Annotated in this window: 22 protein-coding genes, 1 tRNA gene and 1 other RNA gene; 21 read left to right on the top strand and 3 right to left on the bottom strand. The window is 42.0% G+C overall.

What is annotated here, in order from left to right; genetic code table 11:
• Positions 1 to 13: 13 nt before the first annotated feature.
• The 5 genes from RCH62_RS03970 (at position 14) to whiA (ending at position 3,468) form a co-directional block, all read left to right on the top strand.
• On the top strand, positions 14 to 175 hold the full coding sequence (locus tag RCH62_RS03970) for a hypothetical protein (RefSeq protein WP_048717230.1): 162 nt from the start codon (positions 14 to 16) through the stop codon (positions 173 to 175).
• A 16-nt stretch (positions 176 to 191) separates the two neighbouring features.
• Positions 192 to 569 (top strand): RidA family protein, encoded by a 378-nt coding sequence (locus RCH62_RS03965; RefSeq protein ID WP_125335397.1) that lies wholly within the window; start codon positions 192 to 194, stop codon positions 567 to 569.
• A 111-nt stretch (positions 570 to 680) separates the two neighbouring features.
• A complete protein-coding gene (gene rapZ, locus RCH62_RS03960; RefSeq protein ID WP_129268830.1) occupies positions 681 to 1,577 on the top strand; it encodes an RNase adapter RapZ in 897 nt (298 codons plus the stop codon).
• Positions 1,574 to 2,551: a YvcK family protein gene (locus RCH62_RS03955; RefSeq protein ID WP_129268832.1), complete on the top strand. Its 978-nt coding sequence runs from the start codon at positions 1,574 to 1,576 to the stop codon at positions 2,549 to 2,551. Before rapZ ends, RCH62_RS03955 begins: the two co-directional genes overlap by 4 nt.
• Complete coding sequence (gene whiA, locus RCH62_RS03950) at positions 2,548 to 3,468, top strand: DNA-binding protein WhiA (protein ID WP_129268834.1); 921 nt, start codon at positions 2,548 to 2,550, stop codon at positions 3,466 to 3,468. Before RCH62_RS03955 ends, whiA begins: the two co-directional genes overlap by 4 nt.
• A gap of 38 nt (positions 3,469 to 3,506) precedes the next feature.
• Here whiA and RCH62_RS03945 read toward each other — a convergent pair whose 3' ends face one another.
• Entirely contained in the window at positions 3,507 to 4,475 is a 969-nt protein-coding gene (locus RCH62_RS03945; RefSeq protein WP_306474671.1) for an NAD(P)/FAD-dependent oxidoreductase, read from the bottom strand.
• Between the two features lie 207 nt (positions 4,476 to 4,682).
• Between RCH62_RS03945 and gla the strand changes: the two genes are divergently transcribed.
• The 3 genes from gla to rpsU all read left to right on the top strand — a co-directional run bounded on the left by gla (position 4,683) and on the right by rpsU (position 6,268).
• Entirely contained in the window at positions 4,683 to 5,552 is an 870-nt protein-coding gene (gla, locus tag RCH62_RS03940; RefSeq protein ID WP_306474670.1) for an aquaglyceroporin Gla, read from the top strand.
• Between the two features lie 80 nt (positions 5,553 to 5,632).
• Positions 5,633 to 5,944 carry a hypothetical protein gene (locus tag RCH62_RS03935; RefSeq protein ID WP_125374244.1) on the top strand — a complete coding sequence of 104 codons (312 nt, stop codon included), beginning with the start codon at positions 5,633 to 5,635 and terminating at the stop codon, positions 5,942 to 5,944.
• A gap of 147 nt (positions 5,945 to 6,091) precedes the next feature.
• Positions 6,092 to 6,268 carry a 30S ribosomal protein S21 gene (gene rpsU / locus RCH62_RS03930; protein ID WP_000048054.1) on the top strand — a complete coding sequence of 59 codons (177 nt, stop codon included), beginning with the start codon at positions 6,092 to 6,094 and terminating at the stop codon, positions 6,266 to 6,268.
• A gap of 103 nt (positions 6,269 to 6,371) precedes the next feature.
• Here the strand turns inward: rpsU and mscL are convergent, their stop codons facing one another.
• Complete coding sequence (mscL, locus tag RCH62_RS03925; protein ID WP_125374243.1) at positions 6,372 to 6,752, bottom strand: large conductance mechanosensitive channel protein MscL; 381 nt, start codon at positions 6,750 to 6,752, stop codon at positions 6,372 to 6,374.
• Positions 6,753 to 6,980: 228 nt separating this feature from the next.
• On the opposite strand from mscL, the gene dnaG reads away from it, so the two are divergent.
• The 11 genes from dnaG (at position 6,981) to lepB (ending at position 19,627) form a co-directional block, all read left to right on the top strand.
• Positions 6,981 to 8,768: a DNA primase gene (gene dnaG, locus RCH62_RS03920; protein ID WP_306474669.1), complete on the top strand. Its 1,788-nt coding sequence runs from the start codon at positions 6,981 to 6,983 to the stop codon at positions 8,766 to 8,768.
• Positions 8,769 to 8,770: 2 nt separating this feature from the next.
• A complete protein-coding gene (gene rpoD / locus RCH62_RS03915; RefSeq protein WP_023022794.1) occupies positions 8,771 to 9,883 on the top strand; it encodes an RNA polymerase sigma factor RpoD in 1,113 nt (370 codons plus the stop codon).
• Between the two features lie 343 nt (positions 9,884 to 10,226).
• Positions 10,227 to 10,556: a metal-sulfur cluster assembly factor gene (locus tag RCH62_RS03910; protein WP_006596590.1), complete on the top strand. Its 330-nt coding sequence runs from the start codon at positions 10,227 to 10,229 to the stop codon at positions 10,554 to 10,556.
• A gap of 156 nt (positions 10,557 to 10,712) precedes the next feature.
• A complete protein-coding gene (locus tag RCH62_RS03905) occupies positions 10,713 to 11,420 on the top strand; it encodes an ABC transporter ATP-binding protein (RefSeq protein ID WP_125374240.1) in 708 nt (235 codons plus the stop codon).
• 9 nt (positions 11,421 to 11,429) lie between these two features.
• A complete protein-coding gene (locus RCH62_RS03900) occupies positions 11,430 to 12,230 on the top strand; it encodes an ABC transporter ATP-binding protein (RefSeq protein WP_125374239.1) in 801 nt (266 codons plus the stop codon).
• Between the two features lie 76 nt (positions 12,231 to 12,306).
• Positions 12,307 to 12,654, top strand: a transfer-messenger RNA (tmRNA) gene (ssrA, locus tag RCH62_RS03895).
• Between the two features lie 289 nt (positions 12,655 to 12,943).
• Positions 12,944 to 13,031: transfer RNA gene (locus tag RCH62_RS03890), tRNA-Ser, on the top strand.
• Positions 13,032 to 13,158: 127 nt separating this feature from the next.
• Positions 13,159 to 16,260: a DNA polymerase III subunit alpha gene (locus tag RCH62_RS03885; RefSeq protein WP_306474668.1), complete on the top strand. Its 3,102-nt coding sequence runs from the start codon at positions 13,159 to 13,161 to the stop codon at positions 16,258 to 16,260.
• Positions 16,261 to 16,344: 84 nt separating this feature from the next.
• The gene (gene pfkA, locus RCH62_RS03880; RefSeq protein WP_306474667.1) at positions 16,345 to 17,358 is read left to right on the top strand and encodes a 6-phosphofructokinase; all 1,014 of its coding nucleotides are present in this window, start codon (positions 16,345 to 16,347) and stop codon (positions 17,356 to 17,358) included.
• A gap of 60 nt (positions 17,359 to 17,418) precedes the next feature.
• Entirely contained in the window at positions 17,419 to 18,924 is a 1,506-nt protein-coding gene (gene pyk / locus RCH62_RS03875; protein ID WP_306474666.1) for a pyruvate kinase, read from the top strand.
• Positions 18,925 to 19,072: 148 nt separating this feature from the next.
• Entirely contained in the window at positions 19,073 to 19,627 is a 555-nt protein-coding gene (lepB, locus tag RCH62_RS03870) for a signal peptidase I (RefSeq protein WP_306474665.1), read from the top strand.
• A gap of 89 nt (positions 19,628 to 19,716) precedes the next feature.
• Here lepB and RCH62_RS03865 read toward each other — a convergent pair whose 3' ends face one another.
• Positions 19,717 to 20,910, bottom strand: a complete 1,194-nt coding sequence (locus tag RCH62_RS03865) for a cation diffusion facilitator family transporter (protein WP_306474664.1) — start codon at positions 20,908 to 20,910, stop codon at positions 19,717 to 19,719.
• 198 nt (positions 20,911 to 21,108) lie between these two features.
• Between RCH62_RS03865 and pcrA the strand changes: the two genes are divergently transcribed.
• The gene (gene pcrA / locus RCH62_RS03860) at positions 21,109 to 23,394 is read left to right on the top strand and encodes a DNA helicase PcrA (protein WP_306474663.1); all 2,286 of its coding nucleotides are present in this window, start codon (positions 21,109 to 21,111) and stop codon (positions 23,392 to 23,394) included.
• A 369-nt stretch (positions 23,395 to 23,763) separates the two neighbouring features.
• Positions 23,764 to 25,035, top strand: coding sequence for a DUF2130 domain-containing protein (locus RCH62_RS03855; protein ID WP_306474662.1), 1,272 nt, complete (start codon positions 23,764 to 23,766; stop codon positions 25,033 to 25,035).
• Positions 25,036 to 25,063: the final 28 nt, after the last annotated feature.

Genomic DNA, 25,063 nt, shown 5'->3' with positions numbered 1-25,063 from the left:
AGAGGAGAAGAAGATGGGAGATAAACCTATATCCTTTCGTGATAAAGACGGAAATTTTGTCTCTGCTGCAGACGTTTGGAATGCAGAAAAATTGGAAGAACTCTTTAATAAGCTGAATCCCAACCGTAAGTTACGGTTAGAACGGGAAAAATTAGCAACATCCAGTGAAAATTAGGAATCAGGAGAAGAAAATGGCAAAAACAATTCACACAGACAAAGCACCAGCAGCAATTGGACCTTATGTTCAAGGAAAAATTGTGGGCAATCTCTTATTTGCAAGTGGGCAAGTTCCTCTTTCACCAGAAACAGGTGAAATTGTTGGAGAAACCATCCAAGAACAAACCCAGCAAGTGTTGAAGAATATTGCTGCTATCCTTGAGGAAGCTGGAACGGACTTTGATCACGTGGTTAAAACAACCTGTTTCTTAAGTGATATGAATGATTTTGTCCCTTTTAACGAGGTCTACAAAACAGCATTTTCAAGTGAATTTCCAGCACGTTCTGCAGTAGAAGTGGCTCGCTTGCCACGCGACGTCAAAGTTGAAATTGAAGTCATTGCAGAAGTATAGTCTGAATAGAGGAATGCATTCGGGAAATAAGAATGCTGGAGTGAGAGCCATCGACTGACCAACTGGAAAGATGATGGTCTCCTCCTTTTTTGTAAGGAAAAGGTGATTAGGATGACAGATACAGAAAAAACAATTCAACTGGTCATTGTGACAGGAATGAGTGGTGCAGGAAAGACCGTAGCCATTCAATCCTTTGAAGATATGGGGTATTTCACTATCGACAATATGCCACCAGCTCTCTTGCCGAAATTTATTGAGCTGATTCAACTGTCGATGGACAATAATAAGTTGGCTCTCGTTGTGGATATGCGGAGCCGGTCTTTCTTCGCAGAAATTCGCTCCATTTTGGACGAATTAGAGAACCACGAAGAAATTGATTTTAAAATTCTCTTTTTGGATGCGACCGATAGTGAATTGGTTGCACGCTATAAAGAGACTCGTCGGAGTCACCCACTGGCTGCGGATGGGCGTGTCTTGGATGGGATTACGTTGGAACGGGAACTTTTGGCTCCGCTAAAAAACATGAGCCAAAATGTCATTGATACGACGGAATTAACTCCTCGTAATCTTCGAAAAGTGATTGCTGAACAATTCTCCAGACAAGATAGTCAACCTGAGTTTCGGATTGAAGTCATGTCCTTTGGCTTTAAGTATGGTTTGCCTTTAGATGCGGACTTGGTCTTTGATGTTCGTTTCCTACCGAATCCTTATTACAAACCAGAGTTACGAAATCAAACAGGCTTGGATGATGATGTCTTTAACTATGTCATGGACCATCAAGAATCAGAGGAGTTTTATCGCCATCTCTACGATTTGATTGCTCCTATCTTGCCTGCATACAAGCGAGAAGGGAAATCTGTTTTGACGATTGCATTGGGCTGTACAGGTGGTCAACACCGTTCAGTAGCCTTTGCAGCTCGTCTTGGAAGGGATCTAGCGAAAGATTGGACGGTGAATATGAGTCATCGCGACAAAGACCGACGGAAAGAAACGGTGAATCGCTCATGAGAAAACCAAAGATGACCGTCATCGGAGGCGGTACAGGGATTTCCGTTATTTTGGACAGCCTTCGAAAAAAAGATGTTGAAATTACAGCCATTGTTACAGTAGCGGATGATGGTGGTAGTTCTGGAGAACTTCGGAAAAATATTCATCAATTGACACCACCGGGCGACTTGCGAAATGTGCTAGTAGCAATGTCAGATATGCCTCGCTTTTATGAAAAAGTCTTTCAATATCGTTTTGCGGAAGACGATGGACCACTAGCTGGGCACCCTCTAGGGAATTTGATTATTGCAGGGATTTCTGAGATGCAGGGATCGACTTATAATGCCATGCAATTGCTGACTAAATTTTTCCATACGACAGGAAAAATCTATCCTTCTAGTGATACACCATTGACCCTTCATGCCGTCTTTATGGATGGGGCAGAGGTGGCTGGTGAGAGTGAAATCGCCCATCATGAGGGCATGATTGATTATGTCTATGTCACCAATACCTATAACGATGAGACGCCGAAAGCGAGTCGAAAAGTAGTAGATGCGATTTTAGAAAGTGATATGGTGATTTTAGGACCTGGTTCCCTCTTTACATCGATTCTTCCTAATCTAGTGATCGAAGAAATTGGACAAGCCTTGCTTGAGACAAAAGCAGAGGTCGCTTATGTCTGCAACATCATGACTCAACGTGGGGAGACAGAACACTTTACCGATAGTGACCATGTATCCGTCCTTCATAAACACTTGAAGAAGCCCTTTATTGATACTGTTTTGGTCAATATTGAAAAAGTACCTCAAGAATATATGGATACGAATCGCTTTGACGAATATTTGGTTCAAGTGGAACATGATTTCGCAGGCCTAAAATCTCAGGTACCCCGGGTCATTTCCTCTAATTTCCTTCGCTTGGAAAACGGCGGCGCCTTCCATGATGGAGGAGCTGTGGTAGATGAGTTGATGCAAATTGTACAGGTGATTAAATGAGTTTTACCATTAAAGTAAAAGAAGAGCTCTTGACCCTTCATCGCTTTGAGAAAAGTGAGTTATCTGCTCTGATTAAGATGTCAGGTAGTTTGGGATTGAGTATGGGGGGCTTAAGTTTGTCTTTGACAACGGAGAATGCTAAGATTGCCCGCCATATCTATGAATTAATTGTAGAGTTTTATCAGGTCAAATCTGACATTCGTCACCACCAAAAAACAAACTTAAAGAAGAATCGTGTCTATACTGTTTCTATTGATGAAAAGGTCGAAGAGATTCTTGCAGACCTACACTTAGCGGATTCTTTCTTTGGTATTGAGACTGGGATTGACCCGAGAATCTTAGAAGAAGATGAAGCAAGTCGCGCTTATCTGAGAGGGGCTTTCTTAGCAAGTGGGACCATCAAGGATCCGGAATCAGGACGCTATCAATTAGAAATTAGCTCTGTTTATTCTGACCATGCCCAGGACTTGGCCAGCCTGATGCAACACTTTTTGTTAGATGCCAAGACCATCGAACGGAAAAAAGGTGTCGTCACCTATTTGCAGAGGGCAGAGGATATTATTGATTTCCTCATCTTGGTAGAAGCTAAGCAGGCCATAGAAGAATTTGAGTCTGTCAAGGTTTTGCGAGAGGCGCGCAATGATCTCAATCGAGCCAACAATGCTGAAATGGCCAATATTGCTCGTACAGTAACGGCTAGTATGAAGACCATTAACAATATTGTCAAAATCATGGATACTATTGGATTAGGTGGTCTTCCGGTTGAGCTTCAGGAAGTTGCCTATGTTCGAATTCAGAATCCCGACTATTCTATCCAGCAAATTGCGGATGCACTGAAAACGCCCTTAACCAAAAGTGGCGTCAATCATCGCTTGCGAAAAATCAATAAGATTGCAGACGAGCTAGATAATCTATAAGAAAAAGCCTTTGAATTGTTTAATTCAAAGGCTTTTTCTTATAAGCTAGTCGAGTGGACTGGTTGAACTTTCTTGTCTGGATAAATGTAGTTTATCGCATTATTTACCGCAGTCGGAGCCTCGCCTAATCCGGTCGCGATTAAGTCGATTTTCCCTTCGTAGAAGCAACAATCGCCACACGCGTAGATTCCTTCGCGACTGGTTTCTTGTTTGCGATTCACGAGGATTTTATGACGTTGGAGATCCAAGCCCCATTCTTTTAATTTGCCGACTGAGGATTTGAAGCCGTAGTTGACAAAGAGTTCATCGATGGGGAGTAATTGGGTTTCATCTGATTTAACCTTGGTGATTTCTAGATGGATGGCACGGCCGTTTTCTCCGATTAACCGACTAGGAACATGAGGAGTTTGAATAGAGACAGAAGAAGCCTTTAATTCTTCAACGCTATGTTCGAGTGCTCGGAAATTATCACGACGATGGACCAGAGTTGTCGGTGCGATTTTCTCAAAGGCCAGGGCCCAATCGACAGCAGAATCTCCTCCACCTAGAATAGCAACTTGTTTGCCGGCATATTGTTGGATATTTGAAACATGGTAGTGGACGTTCTCGAATTCCTCAGCCCCGTCCACTTCTAAAGGACGTGGTTTAAAGGCACCACCGCCCATCGCAATAATAACAGCACGACTGAAATGTTGGCCTTTATTGGTTTCAATTAGGAAGTGCTCCTCGTTTTTATGAATGTCCAAAACAGTTTCATTCAAACAAATGTCAGTCTCGAATGTTTTTAATTGATCGATTAACCGATTGGACAATTCTTCCCCTGTTAGGTTGGTAAAACCAGGGACATCTAGGATACGTTTCTCAGGATAGAGAATAGCAGGTTGACCACCTAGTTGAGGGAGGGAATCAATCAATTTCACTTTTACTTGACGCAGATGGCCATAGAAGGCGGCAAAGAGCCCTACAGGGCCACCTCCGATAATGGTAATGTCATAGATTTCAGACATGGTATCTCCTTTGTGATGTGTAACTAATCCTATTGTATCATAATTCGGAGTTAAATAGAAAGTGGAGGATAATACAAGAATTAATAATGATGAATCAAGGGATTAAGATATATTTTTTAAAAATAATGTTCGGTTTATTTACAAGTGTTCGATATTCTGATAGAATAAATTATTATTATTATTTTTTTATAAGGAGATTATTCAAAAATGCAATTTGATTTTTGGGTTAAAGTTGCGACCGAATTTATTGCAACAGCTTTATTGATTATTTTAGGAAATGGTGCCGTTGCAAACGTTGAATTGAAGGGTACCAAAGGGCATCAAAGTGGATGGCTCGTGATTGCAATTGGATATGGAATAGGTGTTATGATGCCCGCCTTGATGTTTGGTAATGTATCAGGAAACCATATCAACCCTGCTTTTACGATTGGACTTGCAGTTAGCGGACTCTTCCCTTGGGAAAATGTTTTATACTACATCGTTGCTCAAGTTCTTGGAGCCATGTTTGGACAATTGGTTGTCGTTGCGACTCACCGTCCATATTACCTTCAAACTGAAAATCCAAACAATATCTTGGGAACTTTCTCAACGATTTCTAGCTTGGATAAAGGAACTCCTGAATCACGTAAAGCAGCAACCATTAATGGTTTCATCAACGAGTTTGCAGGATCATTCGTCCTTTTCTTTGGTGCACTTGGCTTGACAAAACACTTCTTCGGTGCTGAGGTTGCTTCTCTAGCTCAAAGAGCTGCTTCTGAGCAGGGAGGGATTTTCGATGCTTCTTCAACAGCTGCAAAATTGGCTTTGTCACAAGCACATGCTCCTGGTCTAGGAGTTGCTCACTTGGCACTTGGATTCCTCGTTATGGCTTTGGTGACATCACTTGGTGGTCCTACAGGACCTGGTTTGAACCCTGCACGTGACCTTGGTCCACGTTTGGTTCACGCCTTCCTTCCAAAATCTGTCTTAGGTGAACACAAGGGAGATTCAAAATGGTGGTATGCTTGGGTACCAGTTGTAGCACCAATCTTGGCTGCAATCGTTGCCATTGCCCTCTTTAGCTTCCTTTATAAGTAAGACCAGAACACTTTTCGTAGACATTACGGAAAGTGTTTTTATCTTTCGTTGAGGAAACAGTTTTTATAAAGGGAGTAGGGATGAAAGAAAAGAATTTAATCAAAGATAATCGAAGAGCTGATCATTTTAGTTTTCTATACTATTTGCATGAGAAGAAAGTGTTTCATTCGGAGTCACTTGCTGCTCTTTGTCAGTATCTAGTAGGATTGGAATCAGTTAATATCGAGCAACTAAGGGATTTGCGCTGGATAGAAACTCAAATTTTGCGTCATCTGGTCTATCATTTTGATGAGAATGACCTTAGTAAAATTAGTAATCTCCCAATGGATTATTGGGAGGAATTAGAAGCATTTGAACAAGTAGTATCAAACCTGTATGATCGTTATGAATGACAGGAGTTCAGAAAAGAATGAATCCTCGAACAGATTTGATAAATGTTTAGCTAGTTACAAGAGATGAATTCCTTTAACTTTTTCTTGACAATCTATAGAATTCCGTGTAGAATAGAATAGATCTTGAACTTGAAGGGAGTGAAAAACATGTCAAAAACAGTAGTACGTAAGAATGAATCTCTTGACGATGCTCTTCGTCGTTTCAAACGTGCGGTTACTAAAGCTGGTACTCTTCAAGAAACACGCAAACGTGAATTCTATGAAAAACCTTCTGTAAAACGTAAACGTAAATCAGAAGCAGCTCGTAAACGTAAAAAATTCTAATTGAATACAAGAACAGACTTCGGTCTGTTTTTTGTTTTCTCTAGAAAAATCGAAGACAAAAAAAGCCGACCTTCAAATTAGAAGATCGGGTCTTTTTGTTTAATTATTTGTTTGCAAGCAAGTCGCGGATTTCAGCAAGCAACTCTTCTTGAGTAGGAGCAGCAACTTCTTCTTCAGTAGCTTCTTCCTTTTTACCAAGGTTTTGAGCTTTTTCAGCAGCTTTCACTACGAAGAAAAGAACAGTACCGATAACAAGGAAGTTGATAACAGCGCTCAAGAAGCTACCGTAAGCAACACCATTCCATGTCAATTCAGCAATTTTTTCAACACCAGCAGCTTTCAAAGCTGGGTTCAAAATAAGTGGAGTGATGATGTCGTTTACAAATGATGTAACGATAGCTCCAAATGCAGCTCCGATAATAACTGCAACAGCAAGGTCAACAACGTTCCCACGAAGGAGAAAAGCTTTCAATTCTTTTAACATATCCTAAATATGTCCTTTCATAATAAATTTTACAGAGCATAGTATAACTGAAAATTTTTTCGTATTCAATAAATATGCTCAAATTTTTTTAAAAAGTTGATTTAAGAAAAATAGAGGCTTTCAAAACTATAGAAAAATAGGGTGAAAATCAATCTGAATGATTTACAATTGACAAAAATTAGTTTAAAATAGTTAATGATATTCTATGGTAAAATGGAGGCACTGTTTATGGTTGACAAACAACTGATTTCAGAAATTAAAAACAGTGTGAATATTGTAGATGTAATCGGAGAAGTCGTTCAATTGACAAAGGCAGGACGAAACTTTTTAGGTCTCTGTCCTTTTCATGGTGAAAAGACGCCTTCTTTTAATGTAGTCGAGGATAAACAGTTCTATCATTGTTTTGGTTGTGGCAAATCAGGCGATGTTTTTAAGTTTATCGAAGACTATCGTGGTGTCTCCTTCATGGAAGCTGTTCAAATTGTTGGAGATCAGGTAGGCATTAAGGTGCAAGCTCTTGCTCCATCTCAGTCCAGGGCACAGCAAGCAGATGGAAAACAACCCTTTTATGAGATTCATCAAGAGGCTGCCAAATTCTATCATGCGATCCTGATGACGACAAAGATGGGAGAGGCTGCTCGGCAATACCTTTATGATCGTGGTCTTGATGATGAGGTGCTTCGGCATTTTCAAATTGGACTAGCACCAGCAGAAGGGAATTATCTGTATCAGAGTGTTTCTGGAAAGTTTTCAGAAAACATTATGGCCGAGTCGGGTCTCTTTCATATTAGTGATATGGGGACTATGTATGATGCTTTTCAAGATCGCATCATGTTTCCCTTATCGGACGATACTGGCCGAGTCATTGCTTTTTCTGGTCGACTTTGGCGTGAACAAGCTGAAGGGACAAAGCCTCAGGGGAAATATAAGAATAGCCGTAGTACGCTCCTCTTTAATAAGAGTTATGAGTTGTACCATTTGGATAAGGCCAAGCAGGTTGCGAAGAAGAACCATGAACTTTACCTGATGGAAGGATTCATGGATGTCATCGCAGCCTACCGGGCTGGGATTGAGAATGCGGTTGCTTCCATGGGGACAGCTCTCACGCAGGAACATGTGGCCCATCTCAGCAAATTTACCAAAAAAGTGATTTTGGCTTATGATGGAGATAAAGCGGGAAAGCTAGCGACAGCAAAGGCTTTAGAGGTTCTGGAAAAACAGGAGGTAGAGGTTGTCCAAATTCCTGATCAGATGGACCCTGATGAGTATCTCAAAAAGAATTCACCGCAAGCTTTAGCAGACTTGTTGGAAAAAACACGTCTTAGCCGCGTAGAATTTCTCATGGATTATTGGAAGCCAGACAATATTGAAAATTTGCAGGCGCAGATTGAATTTGTTGAGAAGATGGCTCCTTTAATTGCTCAGACACCTTCTGTAACGGCACAAAACACCTACATTTATAAATTAGCTGACCTCTTGGTTGACTTTGATTATTTGCAGGTGGAACAAACGGTTAATGCTAGTCGTCTTCAGATGCGGAGTCAGCTTCAGGATCAAGGGTCAATCCAGACACAGGCTCCAGTTGCTAGTCCAACTATTGTTCAGAAGCAGTTGCCTCGCTTGGTTCGGGCTGAGAATCATCTTCTTCATCGGATGAACGCTTTTCCTTATGTTTTGAATGAATATCGTCTTCGGACAGATTTTTCATTTGATACCCCTGCCTTGCAAACCTTGTACCAACTTCTTTGCCAAAATGGAGAAGTGACATCGCAGGATTTGTCCGAGCAGACAGAGGAAGTCCAACGAGCCTGGTATCTGATGTTAGAAGAAAATTTACCGGATGAAATAGCGGAGAATGAGCTGGAAGAAGTGGAAGAAACGAGAAATCGTGAGCTTCTCCGTAAAGAAAGTCAACAAATAGGGAAAAAAGTCCGAGAAGCCTCTCACAGTGGAGATGCGGATCAGGCTTTATTGGAACTCGAGCGACTAATCGCTCAAAAAAGAAGAATGGAGTAGGAATGGCGAAAGAACAAAAAGATATCACAACTTTAGATGTCCAAATTGCAGAGTTTATTCGTAGTCATAAGAAAAGTGGTACTGCAACAGATGATGAAATCAATGATCAATTGGTCATTCCTTTTGCTTTGGATGCCGATGGAATTGATGATTTGTTGCAACGGATTCAAGATGCTGGGATTTCAATCACGGATAAAGAAGGAAATCCAAGTGCGCGTGTCCTGAACAACGAAGAAGAAGAACCAGAGTTGACAGATGAGGAATTGCTTGGAAGCAACTCTGCTAAAGTCAATGACCCAGTACGGATGTACTTGAAGGAAATTGGGGTCGTTCCTCTTTTGACCAATGAAGAAGAGCAAGAATTGGCTATCTTGGTGGAACAAGGAGACTTGGAAGCTAAGCAACGTTTGGCAGAAGCCAACCTTCGTTTGGTTGTTTCTATTGCGAAGCGCTATGTTGGTCGTGGGATGCAATTCTTGGATTTAATCCAAGAAGGAAATATGGGCTTGATGAAGGCCGTTGATAAGTTTGACTATACCAAAGGATTCAAGTTCTCTACTTATGCGACTTGGTGGATTCGCCAGGCAATCACCCGTGCTATTGCAGACCAGGCCCGTACCATTCGGATTCCTGTTCACATGGTGGAAACCATTAACAAGTTGGTTCGTGAACAACGCAACCTCTTGCAAGAATTGGGACAAGATCCTACACCAGAACAAATTGCTGAACGCATGGATATGACCCCTGATAAGGTTCGTGAAATCTTGAAGATTGCTCAAGAACCTGTTTCTCTTGAAACACCAATTGGGGAAGAAGACGATAGCCATTTGGGAGATTTCATCGAAGACGAAGTGATTGAAAATCCAGTAGACTACACTACTCGTGTGGTTCTACGAGAACAATTGGATGAAGTCCTCGATACTTTGACAGACCGGGAAGAAAATGTTCTTCGTTTGCGTTTTGGTTTGGATGACGGTAAAATGCGAACCTTGGAAGATGTGGGGAAAGTCTTTAACGTGACCCGTGAACGGATCCGTCAAATTGAAGCCAAAGCCCTCCGCAAACTGCGCCACCCAAGCAGAAGCAAACCATTGCGCGATTTTATAGAGGATTAAAAAGATCCTGTGGATCTTTTTAACGGCCACCCAAAAACAAGAGAGTGGCCAAGTCCGGGGGACCTTTTTAACCCGAGCCGAGAAACTCGGAAGTGAGGAAGGTCCAGTGGACATTTTTAACGGCCACCCAAAAACAAGAGAGTGGCCAGATTCAGTGGACCTTTTTAACCCGAGCCGAGAAATTCGGAAGCGAGGAATGCCCAGTTGACATTTTTAACGGTTGCCTAGACATAAAAAAGCGACCCAGGTTCGGGCGGTCTTTTATAGAGTACCCTTAATATTGGGGTTCCCGTAAACAAAGAAATTCTTCTTAGGGATGAACCCAAGGATGAAGGAGTGAAGAATGAGTTATACGACAGAAGAAATCGAACAAATTAAAAACCGTATTCTTGAAAATCTAGAGCAGGTTATCGATCCGGAATTAGGTATTGATATTGTCAACCTTGGTTTGGTCTACGAAATTCGGTTTGATGGTGAAACTGGTGAAACAGAAATCGATATGACCCTAACCACTATGGGTTGTCCATTGGCAGACTTGCTGACGGATCAGATTTATGATGCCTTAACAGGAATGGAAGAAGTGACTAAGGTAGATGTAAAATTGGTCTGGTATCCAGCTTGGACGGTTGAAAAGATGAGCCGCTATGCGCGGATTGCTTTAGGAATCAAATAAGATTACTTTAAAGGAGGGACGGATGTTTCTCCTTTTTTTGGATAGATGATTTGATCATCAAATAGTACGAATATTCGATTTTCTTTTCCGATTATATCTTGCAATCACTTCTTAGTAAGGTTATAATAGAATCATTATTAAATTAAGGAGAAGATTATGAATCAGTACCCTTTGGTCTACTTAGACCATGTTCAAAAAGTGTATGGTAAACATATTGCCTTATATGATGTGAGTGTCAATATTCAACCGGGTCGTATCATTGGTTTGTTAGGACCAAACGGAAGTGGGAAAACCACCATTATTAAATTAGTGAATGGGCTCTTGCAACCTACTTCAGGTAATGTCTACATCCATGGCCAAGTACCGTCTGCAAAAACCAAACAAGTCGTTTCTTATTTACCAGATACAACTTATTTGGATGAGAATATGAAGATTTCAGAAACCCTTCGTTTCTTCCAAGACTTCTACAAGGATTTCAATGTGCAACGTGCTTATCAATTGCTAAATGATTTACATTTACATCCCGAGCAAAAATTGAAACAACTCTCTAAAGGGAATAAAGAAAAAGTTCAATTAATTTTGGTTATGAGCCGCGAAGCGGATTTGTACATTCTTGATGAACCAATTGGTGGAGTGGACCCTGCTGCGCGTGACTACATCCTTAGAACCATCATTCAAAATCGTCGTCCAAATTCATCCGTATTGATTTCAACTCACTTAATTGCGGATGTTGAACAAGTCTTGGATGAAGCACTCTTTATCAATCAAGGTCGTATTCTATTGCATGAAAATACAACTGTCCTTCGCAATCAATACGGTAAATCGATTGATGAGATCTTCCGTGAACAATTTAGAATGTATTAGGAGGTTCTTATGTTTGGGAAATTAATGAAATATGAAATAAAAGCAACCTATAAGTGGTATCTCATTATTTCGGGTGTGCTTGCTATTCTCGCTATTTTTGCTGGTTTATTAGCTTCTAGTGTTATTACTGGCGCAGCAAGTTATACAGCAGATACAACCTATACGATTGTGGGAATTGTTGCTCTGGTTATTTTTGCGGGTTACATTGGGTTGACCTTGACCAACTATATCATTATTATTCGTCGTTTTTACAATAATATTTTTGGTCGAGAAGGTTATTTGACCTGGACTTTGCCAACTGGCTCTCATACCGTTTTACTTGCAAAAGCTACATCTGCTTTGATTTGGAGTATCTTCTGTTTTATTAGCTTGGTCCTTTCTTTGGTTATTTTCCTAGGTGTAATTGGACTTTCTCAACAACAGAATATCTTTGAGGTGCTTGGTCTACTTCTTGAACGTATTGGTGGCCCTCTGTTTTGGCAAACCTTGTTTTTCCAATTGTTAGCAACCATTTCAGGGATTCTGATGCTCTATTGTGCGATTTCACTGGGCCAACTCTTTATTAATCATCGTGTCGTAATGGCCTTTGTCTTTGGTTTTATTCTTTGGGTTGTTCTTAGCATCATTGGAAGAATGTTTCCTACTGTGGAGTTAACTAGCCTTTCATATCTGTCAAGTGGCTATTATGATACCCTTAGTGATGTATTGGCTGTTAACTTTATTCCGGCTTATATCTATGAACTAGTGAAAATTGTAGCGATGTACTTTACCGTTCATTATGTAACAAAATTCAAATTGAACTTGCAATAAGAATGAAAGAGGAAGGAATTCCTCTTTTTCTTTTGCCATTTTACCCAAAAAATGATACACTGGACTATATCATTTTGGGGTCGTTACGGATTCGACAGGCATTATGAGGCATATTTTGCGACTCGTGTGGCGACGTAAACGCTCAGTTAAATATAACTGCAAAAAATAACACTTCTTACGCTCTAGCTGCCTAAAAACCAGCAGGCGTGACCCGATTCGGATTGCTCGTGTCTGATGACAGGTCTTAATTTTAGCGAGATACGATCAAACTTTGTCTAGCAGTTTGATAAGAGATTGATAGACTCGCAGTTTCTTGGCTTGAGTTATGTGTCGAGGAACTGTTAAAGCAATACATAACCTATGGTTGTAGACAAATATGTTGGCAGATGTTTGGACGTGGGTTCGATTCCCACCGGCTCCATTTTTATATATGCAAGAGGCTGGGACAAATGTCCTAGCCTCTTAACTGTCTTTGGGTTGTCGAGCAAGACTCAGTGGTTGAGTGGGCTCTACTACGCTGATTTCATCAGCTTTTACAGCCCTACTCAACTGTGCGGAGGTGGGACGACGAAATCGAATTCTAACGAATTACCGATTTCTGTCCCACTCTCTTTTTGTTTCTTTAAAATCCATCAAGCAATGATATCTTGTGAGCTATTCCTAAATTTTTTGTTGACAGAAGGAGCGCTTTTCCGTATAATGGATACTAGTTTGGAAGATTACTCAAGAGGCTTAAGAGGCCGTGTTGGAAACGCGGTAGGCGTGTAACAGCGTGCGTGGGTTCGAATCCCATGTCTTCCGTATAAGAAAGAAAAGCAGATCAGTAGGTCTGTTTTTTTGTTAGGCAGGATTGGCAATGGGTAAGAGTGTCTTCTTTGCCGGATTTCCTGTATAATAGAAGGAAAGAACGGATGAAAAGGAGAACAAGGTGATTACACAGCTGGACACAAAATCAGTCTACACCTTTATGGACAGTTTAGTCTCTATTCGAGACTATATTCATCGTGCCAAAGAAATGGGTTACCAACAAATTGGTCTCATGGACATCGATAATTTATATGGGGCTTACGAGTTTTTAGAGGAGTGTCAAAAAGCTGGTATGGGGGCTGTCCTAGGTCTTGATTTGGAAGTCGAGATACCGGCGGGTCCTTTGTCTATCCGTTTGGTTGCATTAGGAACCAAAGGCTATAAACACTTAATTAAGATTTCCAGCATGAAAATGATGGGGACAACAGATTGGTCAGCCTTTCAACACTTATTGGATGATATAGCCATCATCGTTCCCTATTTTGAAGGGATTGAGTATTTAGACTTGGGCCAAGACTTTGCGATTGGTGTCTTTCCGGATACTCCAGCGAAACATTTTTCTCGTGCTGTTTTCCCACTTCATACGGTCCGCTATTTTTCTACGAGTGATTTGGAGAGTCTTCAGATGCTCCACGCCATTCGTAATAATTGCAGTCTGAAGGAAGTAGGAGCTATTGACACCTCTATGATGTTCCTGTCACCTGAAGAGTTGGAGCGGGCCTTTTCACATAATTATCCGGATAGTATTCCTTATCTAGAAAAGACTCTTGCGGCCATTCATTATGAGATTGATACGCAATTAAAACTTCCCCGCTTTAATCCAGAGAAGCCTGCAGTCGAGGAATTACGTGAGTTGGCTGAAGAAGGCTTGAGAGCTAAGGGGCTGAACCAGGCGGTTTACCAAGAGCGTTTGCGTCATGAATTGGCTGTCATCCATCAGATGGGCTTTGATGACTACTTCTTGATTGTCTGGGATTTATTACGCTTTGGTCGAAGTCAGGGTTACTATATGGGGATGGGACGTGGATCAGCAGTTGGTAGTCTAGTAGCCTATGCCTTGGATATTACAGGGATTGATCCAGTCAAGAACAATCTTCTCTTTGAGCGTTTTTTGAACTTAGAGCGCTATACAATGCCAGATATTGATATTGATATTCCAGATGTCTATCGTCCCAAATTTATCCAGTATGTTAAAAATCGCTATCGCAGTCCTCACGTGGCTCAAATTGTGACCTTCTCAACTTTTGGGGCCAAGCAAGCCATTCGGGATGTCTTTAAGAGGTTTGGGACTCCAGAATATGAATTAACCAACCTCACCAAGCGGATCGGCTTGCGGGATACCTTAGCCTCTGCTTATGAAAAGAATTTAGCATTTCGTCAAGCTATCCAAAGTCGCCCAGAATACCGTAAAGGATTTGAAATTGCGAAGAGGATTGAAGGGCAACCGCGTCAGACGTCGATTCATGCGGCAGGCGTCGTCATGAGTGGCGAAGACCTCACCAATCAAATTCCAATCAAGATGGGTGAGGAGATGAATCTGACCCAATATGATGCCCATGGTGTTGAAGCAAATGGCTTGCTCAAGATGGACTTCTTAGGACTAAGAAATTTGACCTTTGCTCAACGGATGCAAGAAGCAGTGAAGGAAAAATATCAAAAGGATATTAAAATCGAGGATATTCCTCTAGAAGATCCGGAAACAATTGCTTTATTTGCTGCAGGCAATACCAAGGGGATCTTCCAGTTTGAGCAAGCGGGAGCTATCCGTTTGCTGAGACGAGTTCAACCTAGCTGTTTTGAAGAAATTGTTGCGACGACTTCCTTGAACCGGCCAGGAGCTAGTGACTATATCGATAATTTCGTTAAACGCAAGCACGGCAAGGAAAAGGTCGATATGGTCGATCCTAGTTTGGAAGGGATTCTAGCACCAACTTATGGCATCATGCTCTATCAGGAGCAAGTCATGCAGGTGGCCCAGACCTTTGCTGGCTTTAGTCTAGGAAAGGCCGATATCCTCAGACGGGCCATGGGGAAAAAGAATGTGACAGAGATGCATCGGATGGAGGATGACTTTATCAAGGGAGCTGTCGCGCTTGGACATAGCGAGGAAAAAGCCAAGCAAGTCTTTGCCATTATGGAAAAATTTGCTGGCTATGGCTTCAATCGTTCCCATGCCTATGCATACTCAGCCCTGGCTTTCCAATTGGCCTACTTTAAAGTCCATTACCCAGATGTCTTCTTTGACATTATGCTCAACTACTCTAGCAGTGATTACTTGACCGATGCATTGCAATTCGACTTCCAAGTGGCTCCTTTGACCATTAATACCATTCCTTATAAAGATAAGTTCCAAGATCAGAAGATTTATCTAGGAATGAAAAATATTAAAGGACTTCCAAAAGATCTAGCCTTTTGGATTATTGACCAACGTCCGTTTGAGAGTATTGAAGATTTTATCTTGCGCTTGCCCAGTCAGTACCACAAACTTCCTCTTTTAACGCCACTAGTAGAATTGGGATTGTTTGACTGCTTTGAAAAGAATCGAAGAAAAGTCCTTCAGAACCTTCCTAATCTATTTGTTTTTGCAGATGAGTTGGGTAGTTTATTTGGCGAAGCTAATTATTCCTGGATGGATGCCGAGGATTACAGCAAGGCTGAGAAGTATGAAATGGAGCAAAGGGTCATAGGGGTCGGTCTCAGTCCTCATCCTCTGGTGGAAATTCTATCCGCAAGTAGCCAACCAGTGCGGCCAATCGTTTCTTTAAGCGAAGGAGAACTGGCAACCATATTGGTCGAAGTCCAATCAATCCGGACGATTCGAACAAAAAATGGGGAAAATATGGCCTTTTTACAAGTATCCGATCTCCAAAAGAAGATGGATGTCACCCTTTTTCCAGAAACTTATCGCCAGTATAGTTCAAAAATAAGAGAAAAGGGCTATTACTATCTCAAGGGGAAAATACAGTCTAGAGATGGTCGACTCCAAATGATTTTGATGGAAGCAGAAGAAGCTACCAATCAGCGTTTTTGGATTCAATTGTTTGATCACCAAGAGGACCGGGCAGTTTTAGATATTTTAAAAGCCTATCCGGGTCCCTATCCTGTTGTTATTCGCTATGAAGAGGAGAAAAAGACCATCCAATTAAAAGGAGTTTCCGTCCAGAAAAACGAGAAGTTAGAAAATGATCTGGCAAGTATTGCTATGAAAACGATTTATCGATAAAATCTACGGAAAATAGGAGAAATTTGAGCCTCTTTGTGTTATAATCATTTAGAATGTAAAAGAAAAAAAGGAGCAAATATCGAAATGAAACGTATTGCTGTTTTAACCAGTGGTGGAGATGCCCCTGGAATGAATGCTGCTATCCGTGCAGTTGTTCGCCAAGCAATTTCTGAGGGAATGGAAGTATTTGGTATCTATAATGGATACGCTGGTATGGTTGCTGGCGATATCCATCAATTGGATGCTTCATCAGTTGGGGATATTATTTCTCGTGGTGGAACAATGCTTCACTCAGCTCGCTATCCTGAATTTGCTGAACGCGAAGGTCAATTAAAAGGGATTGAGCAGTTGAAGAAACATGGAATCGAAGGTGTCGTCGTTATCGGTGGTGATGGATCATACCACGGAGCGATGCGTTTGACAGAACATGGCTTCCCGGCTGTAGGACTTCCTGGTACAATTGATAATGATATCGTTGGTACAGATTTTACAATTGGATTTGATACAGCTGTCACAACTGTAATGGATGCGATTGATAAGATCCGGGATACATCGTCTAGTCACCATCGTACCTTTGTAATCGAGGTAATGGGACGTAATGCAGGGGATATTGCCCTTTGGTCAGGTATTGCTTCAGGAGCTGATGAGATCATCATTCCAGAAGAAGGATTCAAAATCGAAGATGTCGTTGAAAGCATCAAGATGGGCTACGAGAAAGGTCGTACACACAACATCATCGTCCTTGCAGAAGGTGTGATGTCTGCTGCTGAATTCGGTAAAGCCTTGAAGGATGCCGGAGATACAAGTGATCTTCGTGTAACAGAACTTGGACATATCCAACGTGGTGGTTCACCAACTGCGCGTGACCGTGTCCTTGCTTCACGTTTGGGTGCACATGCTGTTAAGTTGTTGAAAGCTGGTATCGGTGGCGTAGCTGTTGGTATTCGCAATGAACAAATGGTGGAAAACCCAATTCTTGGTAGTGCAGAAGAAGGTGCCCTCTTTAGCTTAACTGAAGATGGTAAGATTAAAGTGAACAACCCTCACAAGGCTGACTTGAACCTTGCAGAGTTGAACCGTAGCTTATCTTCTATTTAATATTTATTTGTTAAAATTTGTCTAAAAAGACAGTGTATTTTAAAAGGAGTCATAGAAATCATGAACAAACGTGTAAAAATCGTTGCAACCTTAGGTCCTGCGGTAGAAATCCGCGGTGGTAAAAAATTTGGTGATGATGGATATTGGGGTGAAAAACTTGACGTTGAAGCTTCAGCACAAAACATTGCTAAATTGATCGAAGCTGGTGCCAACACTTTCCGTTTCAACTTCTCACACGGTGACCACCAAGAACAAGGTGATCGTATGGCAACAGTTAAACGTGCAGAAGAAATCGCTGGTAAAAAAGTTGGTTTCCTTCTTGATACAAAAGGTCCAGAAATCCGTACAGAGTTGTTCGAAGGCGATGCTAAAGAGTACTCTTATACAACTGGTGAAAAAATTCGCGTTGCGACTAAACAAGGTATCAAATCAACCCGTGAAGTGATTGCCTTGAACGTTGCTGGCGCACTTGACATCTACGATGATGTTGAAGTTGGTCGCCAAGTATTGATTGACGATGGTAAATTGGGTCTTCGTGTTGTAGAAAAAGACGATGCAAGTCGTGAATTCATCGTTGAAGTTGAAAACGACGGTGTGATCGCTAAACAAAAAGGTGTTAACATCCCTAACACAAAAATTCCTTTCCCAGCTCTTGCTGAACGCGATAACGACGATATCCGTTTTGGTTTGGAACAAGGTATCAACTTCATCGCGATCTCATTCGTACGTACTGCAAAAGACGTGAACGAAGTTCGTGCTATCTGTGAAGAAACTGGTAACGGTCACGTTCAATTGTTCGCGAAAATCGAAAACCAACAAGGTATCGATAACTTGGATGAAATCATTGAAGCAGCTGATGGTATCATGATTGCTCGTGGTGACATGGGTATCGAAGTACCATTCGAAATGGTTCCAGTTTACCAAAAAATGATCATCACAAAAGTGAATGCTGCTGGTAAAGTTGTTATCACTGCAACAAACATGCTTGAAACAATGACTGAAAAACCACGTGCGACTCGTTCAGAAGTATCAGACGTATTTAACGCTGTTATCGACGGAACTGATGCTACTATGCTTTCAGGTGAGTCTGCAAATGGTAAATACCCACTTGAGTCTGTTAGTACAATGGCTACTATCGATAAGAACGCTCAAACTCTTCTTAACGAATACGGACGTTTGAACTCAGATTCATTCGAACGTAACTCTAAGACAGAAGTTATGGCTTCAGCTGTTAAAGATGCAGCAAGCTCAATGGATATCAAATTGATTGTAACTTTGACTAAGACAGGTCACACTGCACGTTTGATTTCTAAATACCGTCCAAATGCTGATATCTTGGCATTGACATTTGACGAATTGACAGAGCGTGGATTGATGTTGAACTGGGGTGTCATCCCAATGTTGACAGATGCTCCATCATCAACTGACGATATGTTCGAAATCGCAGAACGTAAAGCAGTAGAAGCAGGTCTTGTACAATCTGGTGACGATATCGTAATCGTTGCAGGTGTGCCACTTGGTGAAGCTGTTCGTACAAATACTATGCGTATCCGTACAGTACGTTAATCTAACCAATGAACAAACCTTGTTCTCTAAGTTTAAATGCTTGGAGGCAAGGTTTTTTTAGTGCAAGTTTCTGACAATTTGGGAATGTGGGCCTTTTTTATTGTCTAATAAAATGGTATAATGGAATGAACTGAAAGGGGGGATAGGAATGTCGAAAAGGGATTTGATTCGGAATATTATCATCATTGGAATATTGGGCTTGGTACTCATTACTTTGCGCCTATTTGTTTTTCAACCATTGTGGGTATCTGATCAAATGGCCAATGCCTCCGTTAAGAAAGATGATTTAGTATTAGCGACTAAAAAGGGGAAGATTGATCGAACAGACTTGGTCCTCTATCATGTAAAAGAGAAACAATATCTTGGACGTGTCATTGCGATAGAGAGCGATGAGGTCAGCTATGTGGATGATGTCTTTTATCTGAATGGTGTAGCTACAGCAGAGCCATATTTGGACAAGATGAAGACCAAACATTTGGCAGCCCCAAGTGGCGATTATTTTACAAATGATTTTTTCTCTAGAGAACTTAAGGGAACCAAGGCTGGAAAAGTACCAAGTAATAGTTACTTAGTCCTAAATGATGATCGCAACAATACCAAAGACAGTCGTGAATTTGGTTATATTCAAGCAGATCAGATTGAGGGTGTTGTCGATTTTAGATTGTACCCTCTAAATAAATTTGGTTTTATTAAAGAAGAATAGTCCGGAAGGGCTATTTTTTCTTACAAAAAAACTACTGCAGAAATGAATTGCAGTAGCTTTTTATTCTTGTTAGATTGAGGTAGAGAGTTCTATTTTTCCTGTTTACTGGTAATTTGGTGAAAGACCTTTTGCCAGTGTTCATGACGTCGCCAGAGACTGGTATGGATCTGGTTATTTAACTCATAGCGAATCAATTTGGTCTTTTGACTGATGGATTCGATTTCGAAATTCTTAAAGGGAATTTGATGTTCTTCCTGCAAACGGACCAGGTCCTCCTTGTGACTTTCTTGGCCGAATTCATTAATGAGGGTGAAGTTGTCTGCCAGGAGGGTTTGGTATTCTTGCTGAGCCTGCAAGCGTTCTTCATAGGTCTTTAACTTGAGAAGGACATTGTCCAAAATCTCATCTTCAGGGATAGAACTTGGCTCCACATGGACGTCAATGTCAAAGACTCCAAATTTTTCCTTGAGAAGGCGCTCGACCTCTTCGGTAATGGCATGGCTCTCATAAACAGAGAGGTCTGGATTCATTTCAATGACGACATCCAGGTAGATATTGCTTCCGTAGGTCCGTCCCCGTTGGGATTTGACCCGGCTAACCTTTGGTAATTCCAGAATCGCCGCCTTGTATTTATCCAGGAGACTTTCATCAAACCCATCAGAGAGACTGAAGGAGGATTCGATGAAAATATCGTAGGCGGTTTTTAGGATAAAGAAGGTGATGACAATGGCCACCAATTGGTCCACAATGGGGTAGTTGAGAGCGCTAGCTCCAATCGCAACAGAAGTTCCCAAGGAAGTAACCACGTCAGAGAGGTTGTCTTTGGCAGCTGCCTTGAGGGCCTTGGATTGGGCTTTCTTGGCTAAATTGCGGTTATGAAGATAGACCGCAAACATGACAAGGGCTGATCCAACTCCGACGATAGCTCCTAAAGGATCGATGACAGTGGTTTCTCTACTGAGGATTTTCTGAACAGTATCTCGTAGGACATCAAAGCCCACATAAAACATGATGATGGACGTCACCAGACTAGCTAGATCTTCAATCTTCCAATGACCGAACCGGTGGTCGCGGTCAGCTGGCTGGCGGGCTAAGCGAATGCCAATGAGAAGGGCGACATTGCTGATAATATCGGATAAGTTATTAAAACCATCAGCGACCAAACTGGAGGAGTGAAGAAGATGGCCTGTTGCTAATTTAGCTGCGGAAAGAATCAGGTAGGCGACAATACTGATCAGGGCTCCACGTTCGGCTAGTTTTAAATTACTTTGTGATTGATTCACTTAGACCTCCTCCAGACTTCTGTAGATTTCCTCCTAAGCGACAAACTTGGATCGTTGTTGATGAGGAAATATTCGTTCTTCTTAAGGCTTTATTATAGCTTTTTTAAGTGCAAAATTCAAATGATGCCAACTGTTTCCAAAAGGAGAAAGGGCGAAAATGTGGTATAATAGAACGATTGAATGAATGAGGAGTATGAGATGAATCCTTTATTGAATGGTATGAATGATCGCCAAGCAGAGGCGGTCCAAACGACAGAAGGTCCCCTTTTGATCATGGCGGGGGCTGGTTCTGGTAAGACACGTGTCCTGACCCACCGGATCGCTTACTTGATCGATGAAAAAATGGTCAATCCTTGGAATATTTTGGCCATTACCTTTACCAATAAAGCCGCTCGAGAGATGAAGGAACGGGCTTATCAGTTGAATCCAGCCACCCAAGATTGCTTGATTGCCACCTTCCACTCTATGTGTGTGCGTATTCTCCGTCGAGATGCGAATCATATTGGCTACAATCGCAACTTCACCATTGTCGATCCAGGTGAGCAACGGACCTTGATGAAGCGGATCTTGAAGTCCTTGAACTTGGATCCTAAGAAATGGAATGAACGGACCATCTTGGGGACTATTTCCAATGCCAAAAATGACCTGATTGATGAAGTGGCCTATGCTGCCCAGGCTGGAGATATGTATACCCAGATCGTTGCTAAGTGCTATGAGGCTTATCAAAAGGAACTCCGTCAGTCAGAAGCAGTAGACTTTGATGACTTGATCATGCTGACTCTTCGTCTTTTTGACCAGCATCCAGATGTGCTGACCTATTACCAGCAGAAGTTCCAATACATCCATGTGGATGAGTACCAAGATACCAACCATGCTCAATACCAATTGGTCAAACTCTTGGCTTCTCGCTTTAAAAATATCTGTGTCGTTGGGGATGCGGACCAGTCTATTTATGGTTGGCGGGGAGCAGATATGCAGAATATCCTGGACTTTGAAAAGGATTATCCTGATGCAAAGGTCGTTTTGTTAGAGGAAAATTATCGTTCCACTAAAACTATCCTGCAAGCAGCTAATGATGTCATCAAAAACAATCGCCACCGCCGTCCGAAGAATCTATGGACACAAAATGAAGACGGGGAAGAGATTGTCTATTACCGGGCCAATGACGAGCAGGATGAAGCGGTCTTTGTTGCTAAGACCATTGAGGAGCTCAGTCGCGAAGCTGGCTACAAACACCGTGATTTTGCTGTTCTCTATCGGACCAATGCCCAGTCACGGACTATTGAAGAAGCGCTACTCAAGTCCAACATTCCTTACACTATGGTAGGGGGCACCAAGTTCTACAGCCGGAAGGAAATTCGGGATGTCATTGCTTATCTGAACTTGATTGCCAACCTCAGTGACAATATCAGTTTTGAGCGCATCATCAATGAACCCAAGCGGGGAATCGGGCCAGGTACAGTGGATAAGATTCGTGACTTTGCTCAAATGCAAGAGTCTTCACTTCTAGATGCTTCAGCCAATATCGTGCTCTCAGGCATCAAAGGAAAGGCTGCCCAAGCCATCTGGGACTTTGCCAATCTCATTCTTGATTTGAGAGAAAGATTAGACCAGCTGACCATTACAGAATTGGTCGAAGAAGTTCTTGACAAGACAGGCTATATGACAGCCCTAACCAATCAGGGAAATTTGGAAAGTCAGGCCCGCATCGAGAATATCCAAGAGTTCCTATCTGTTACCAAGAATTTTGATGAAAACGGAGAAAACGTCGAAGACGAAACAGGTGTGGAGACCCTGAGTCGCTTCTTGAACGATTTGGCTTTGATTGCCGATACAGATGATGGAGCGCAAGAGACCTCAGAAGTCACCTTGATGACCCTTCACGCGGCTAAAGGATTGGAGTTTCCAGTCGTCTTCTTGATTGGGATGGAAGAAAATGTCTTTCCTCTTAGTCGAGCAGCTGAGGATCCGGATGAATTGGAAGAAGAGCGTCGCCTAGCATATGTAGGAATCACGAGGGCAGAGAAGGTTCTCTTCTTGACCAATGCCAACTCTCGTTTGCTCTTTGGACGGACCAGCTACAACCGCCCGACGCGTTTCATCAATGAAATTAGCTCGGATTTATTGACCTATCAAGGATTAGCGCGTCCAGCCAACACTAGCTTTAAGGCTTCTTATAGCAATGGAGGCGGAACGACCTTTGGAAAAGGAATGAGCCTGTCACAAGCCCTTCAAGAGCGCAAGAGACAAGCAGCTCCAAGTGCCCTCACGTCATCAAGCCTCCCCTTTGGCAATGGCAACCGTTCTAGCGCCAAAGAAAGTGTCGCTTGGGCCATTGGTGATATTGCCATTCACAAGAAGTGGGGCGAAGGAACTGTCCTAGAAGTCTCTGGTAGTGGCAATACCCAAGAGCTCAAGATCAACTTCCCAGAAGTGGGTCTCAAAAAACTCTTGGCTAGTGTCGCGCCAATTGAGAAGAAATAAGTCGAGATCAGGAAGCTAAGTTTACTGTTTCAGATTATAAACAAGCAACCTCTATTCAGAAATCTTAAGTTATTACTGAATGAGACTATTGAAAAAAGATATTTTGGAACTAGTGCAAAATAGATTGAGACTTTTCGCCGTGAGGAAAGCACCAGAAACGCATTAGTTTCTGGTGCTCGGTAGATTTGAGACGGAAGGCTCAAATCTAAGGTATGGAATCCCAAAGGGAGTCGCTACCGTCCGTCCTCACTTAAGGAAAGTCTCAATAGAGAAATGAATATTCTGTTAAAACCAGCAAGCCTTGTTTGCTGGTTTTGATTTTACTGGTGGCATGATATAATATACTAAGAATAGAGAAAGAGGCATGCTATGAACGAAATCAAGTGCCCCAACTGTGGGGAAGTCTTTACAGTCAACGAAAGTCAATACAGCGAACTCTTGTCACAGGTACGGACAGCTGAGTTTGACAAGGAAATTCATGAGCGGATTCGGCAAGAGTTGGCTTTGGCTGAGCAAAAGGCCCTTAATGAGCAACAAGAGAAGTTAGCTAAGAAGGATCAAGAAATTGCCCAGTTACAAAACCAGATTCAACAGTTTGATACTGAAAAAGAATTGGCCAAAAAAGAGGTGGAGCAAACCGCTAGCCAAAGCCTGCTAGAGAAAGAAAAAGAAGTGCAAGCACTGGAGAATCAGTTGGCCACTTTGCGCTTGGAGCATGAGAATCAACTGCAAAAAACTTTATCTGCACTGGAAAAAGAGCGAGACGAGGTTAAGAATCAGCTAGCCTTGCAAGAAAAGGAAGCAGCACTCGTCCAGACTTCTCTCAAAGAGCGCTATGAGGTAGTGCTGCGGCAGAAAGACGAGACCATAGAGTTCTACAAGGATTTCAAAGCTAAGCAGTCTACTAAGATGATTGGCGAGAGTTTGGAACAGCACTGCGAGTATGAGTTTAACAAGAATCGTATGGCTATGTTTCCACGAGCTGAGTTTGGCAAGGACAATGATGCCAGAACTGGCAGCAAGGGTGACTACATTTACCGTGAGGTGGATGAAAATGGTGTAGAAATCCTCTCTATCATGTTTGAGATGAAAAATGAAGGCGATGAGACAGCGACCAAGAAGAAAAACGAGCATTTCTTCAAAGAGCTGGATAAGGACCGGCGGGAGAAAGGTTGCGAGTATGCTATTCTGGTGACACTTCTTGAGGCTGATAGCGAGCTCTACAATTCGGGTATTGTCGATGTGTCCTACGTCTATGAGAAGATGTATGTTATCCGGCCTCAGTTCTTCTTGCCCATGATTACCCTCTTGCGCAATGCGGCTCTTAACTCTCTTAAATACAAGCAAGAACTAGCACTTATCCGTGAGCAAAATATTGACATCACCCACTTTGAAGAAGATCTAGACGCCTTCAAGGTTGCCTTTGCTAAGAACTACAATTCAGCCTCCGTCAACTTCGGTAAGGCCATCGATGAAATCGACAAAGCCATCAAGCGAATGGAAGAAGTCAAGAAATTCCTCACCACATCAGAAAATCAACTCCGCCTCGCTAATAATAAGTTGGATGATGTATCAGTCAAAAAATTGACCCGCAAAAATCCAACCATGAAAGCTAAATTTGATGCTCTGAAAGGAGAATAATCTTTGTATTCAGCTAAGAACGCTACCT

It is taken from the genome of Streptococcus sp., from assembly GCF_030825805.1.
Classification (GTDB): domain Bacteria; phylum Bacillota; class Bacilli; order Lactobacillales; family Streptococcaceae; genus Streptococcus.
Note: the sequence above shows the minus strand (reverse complement) of the source record. Positions and strands in the feature narration are given on the sequence as shown.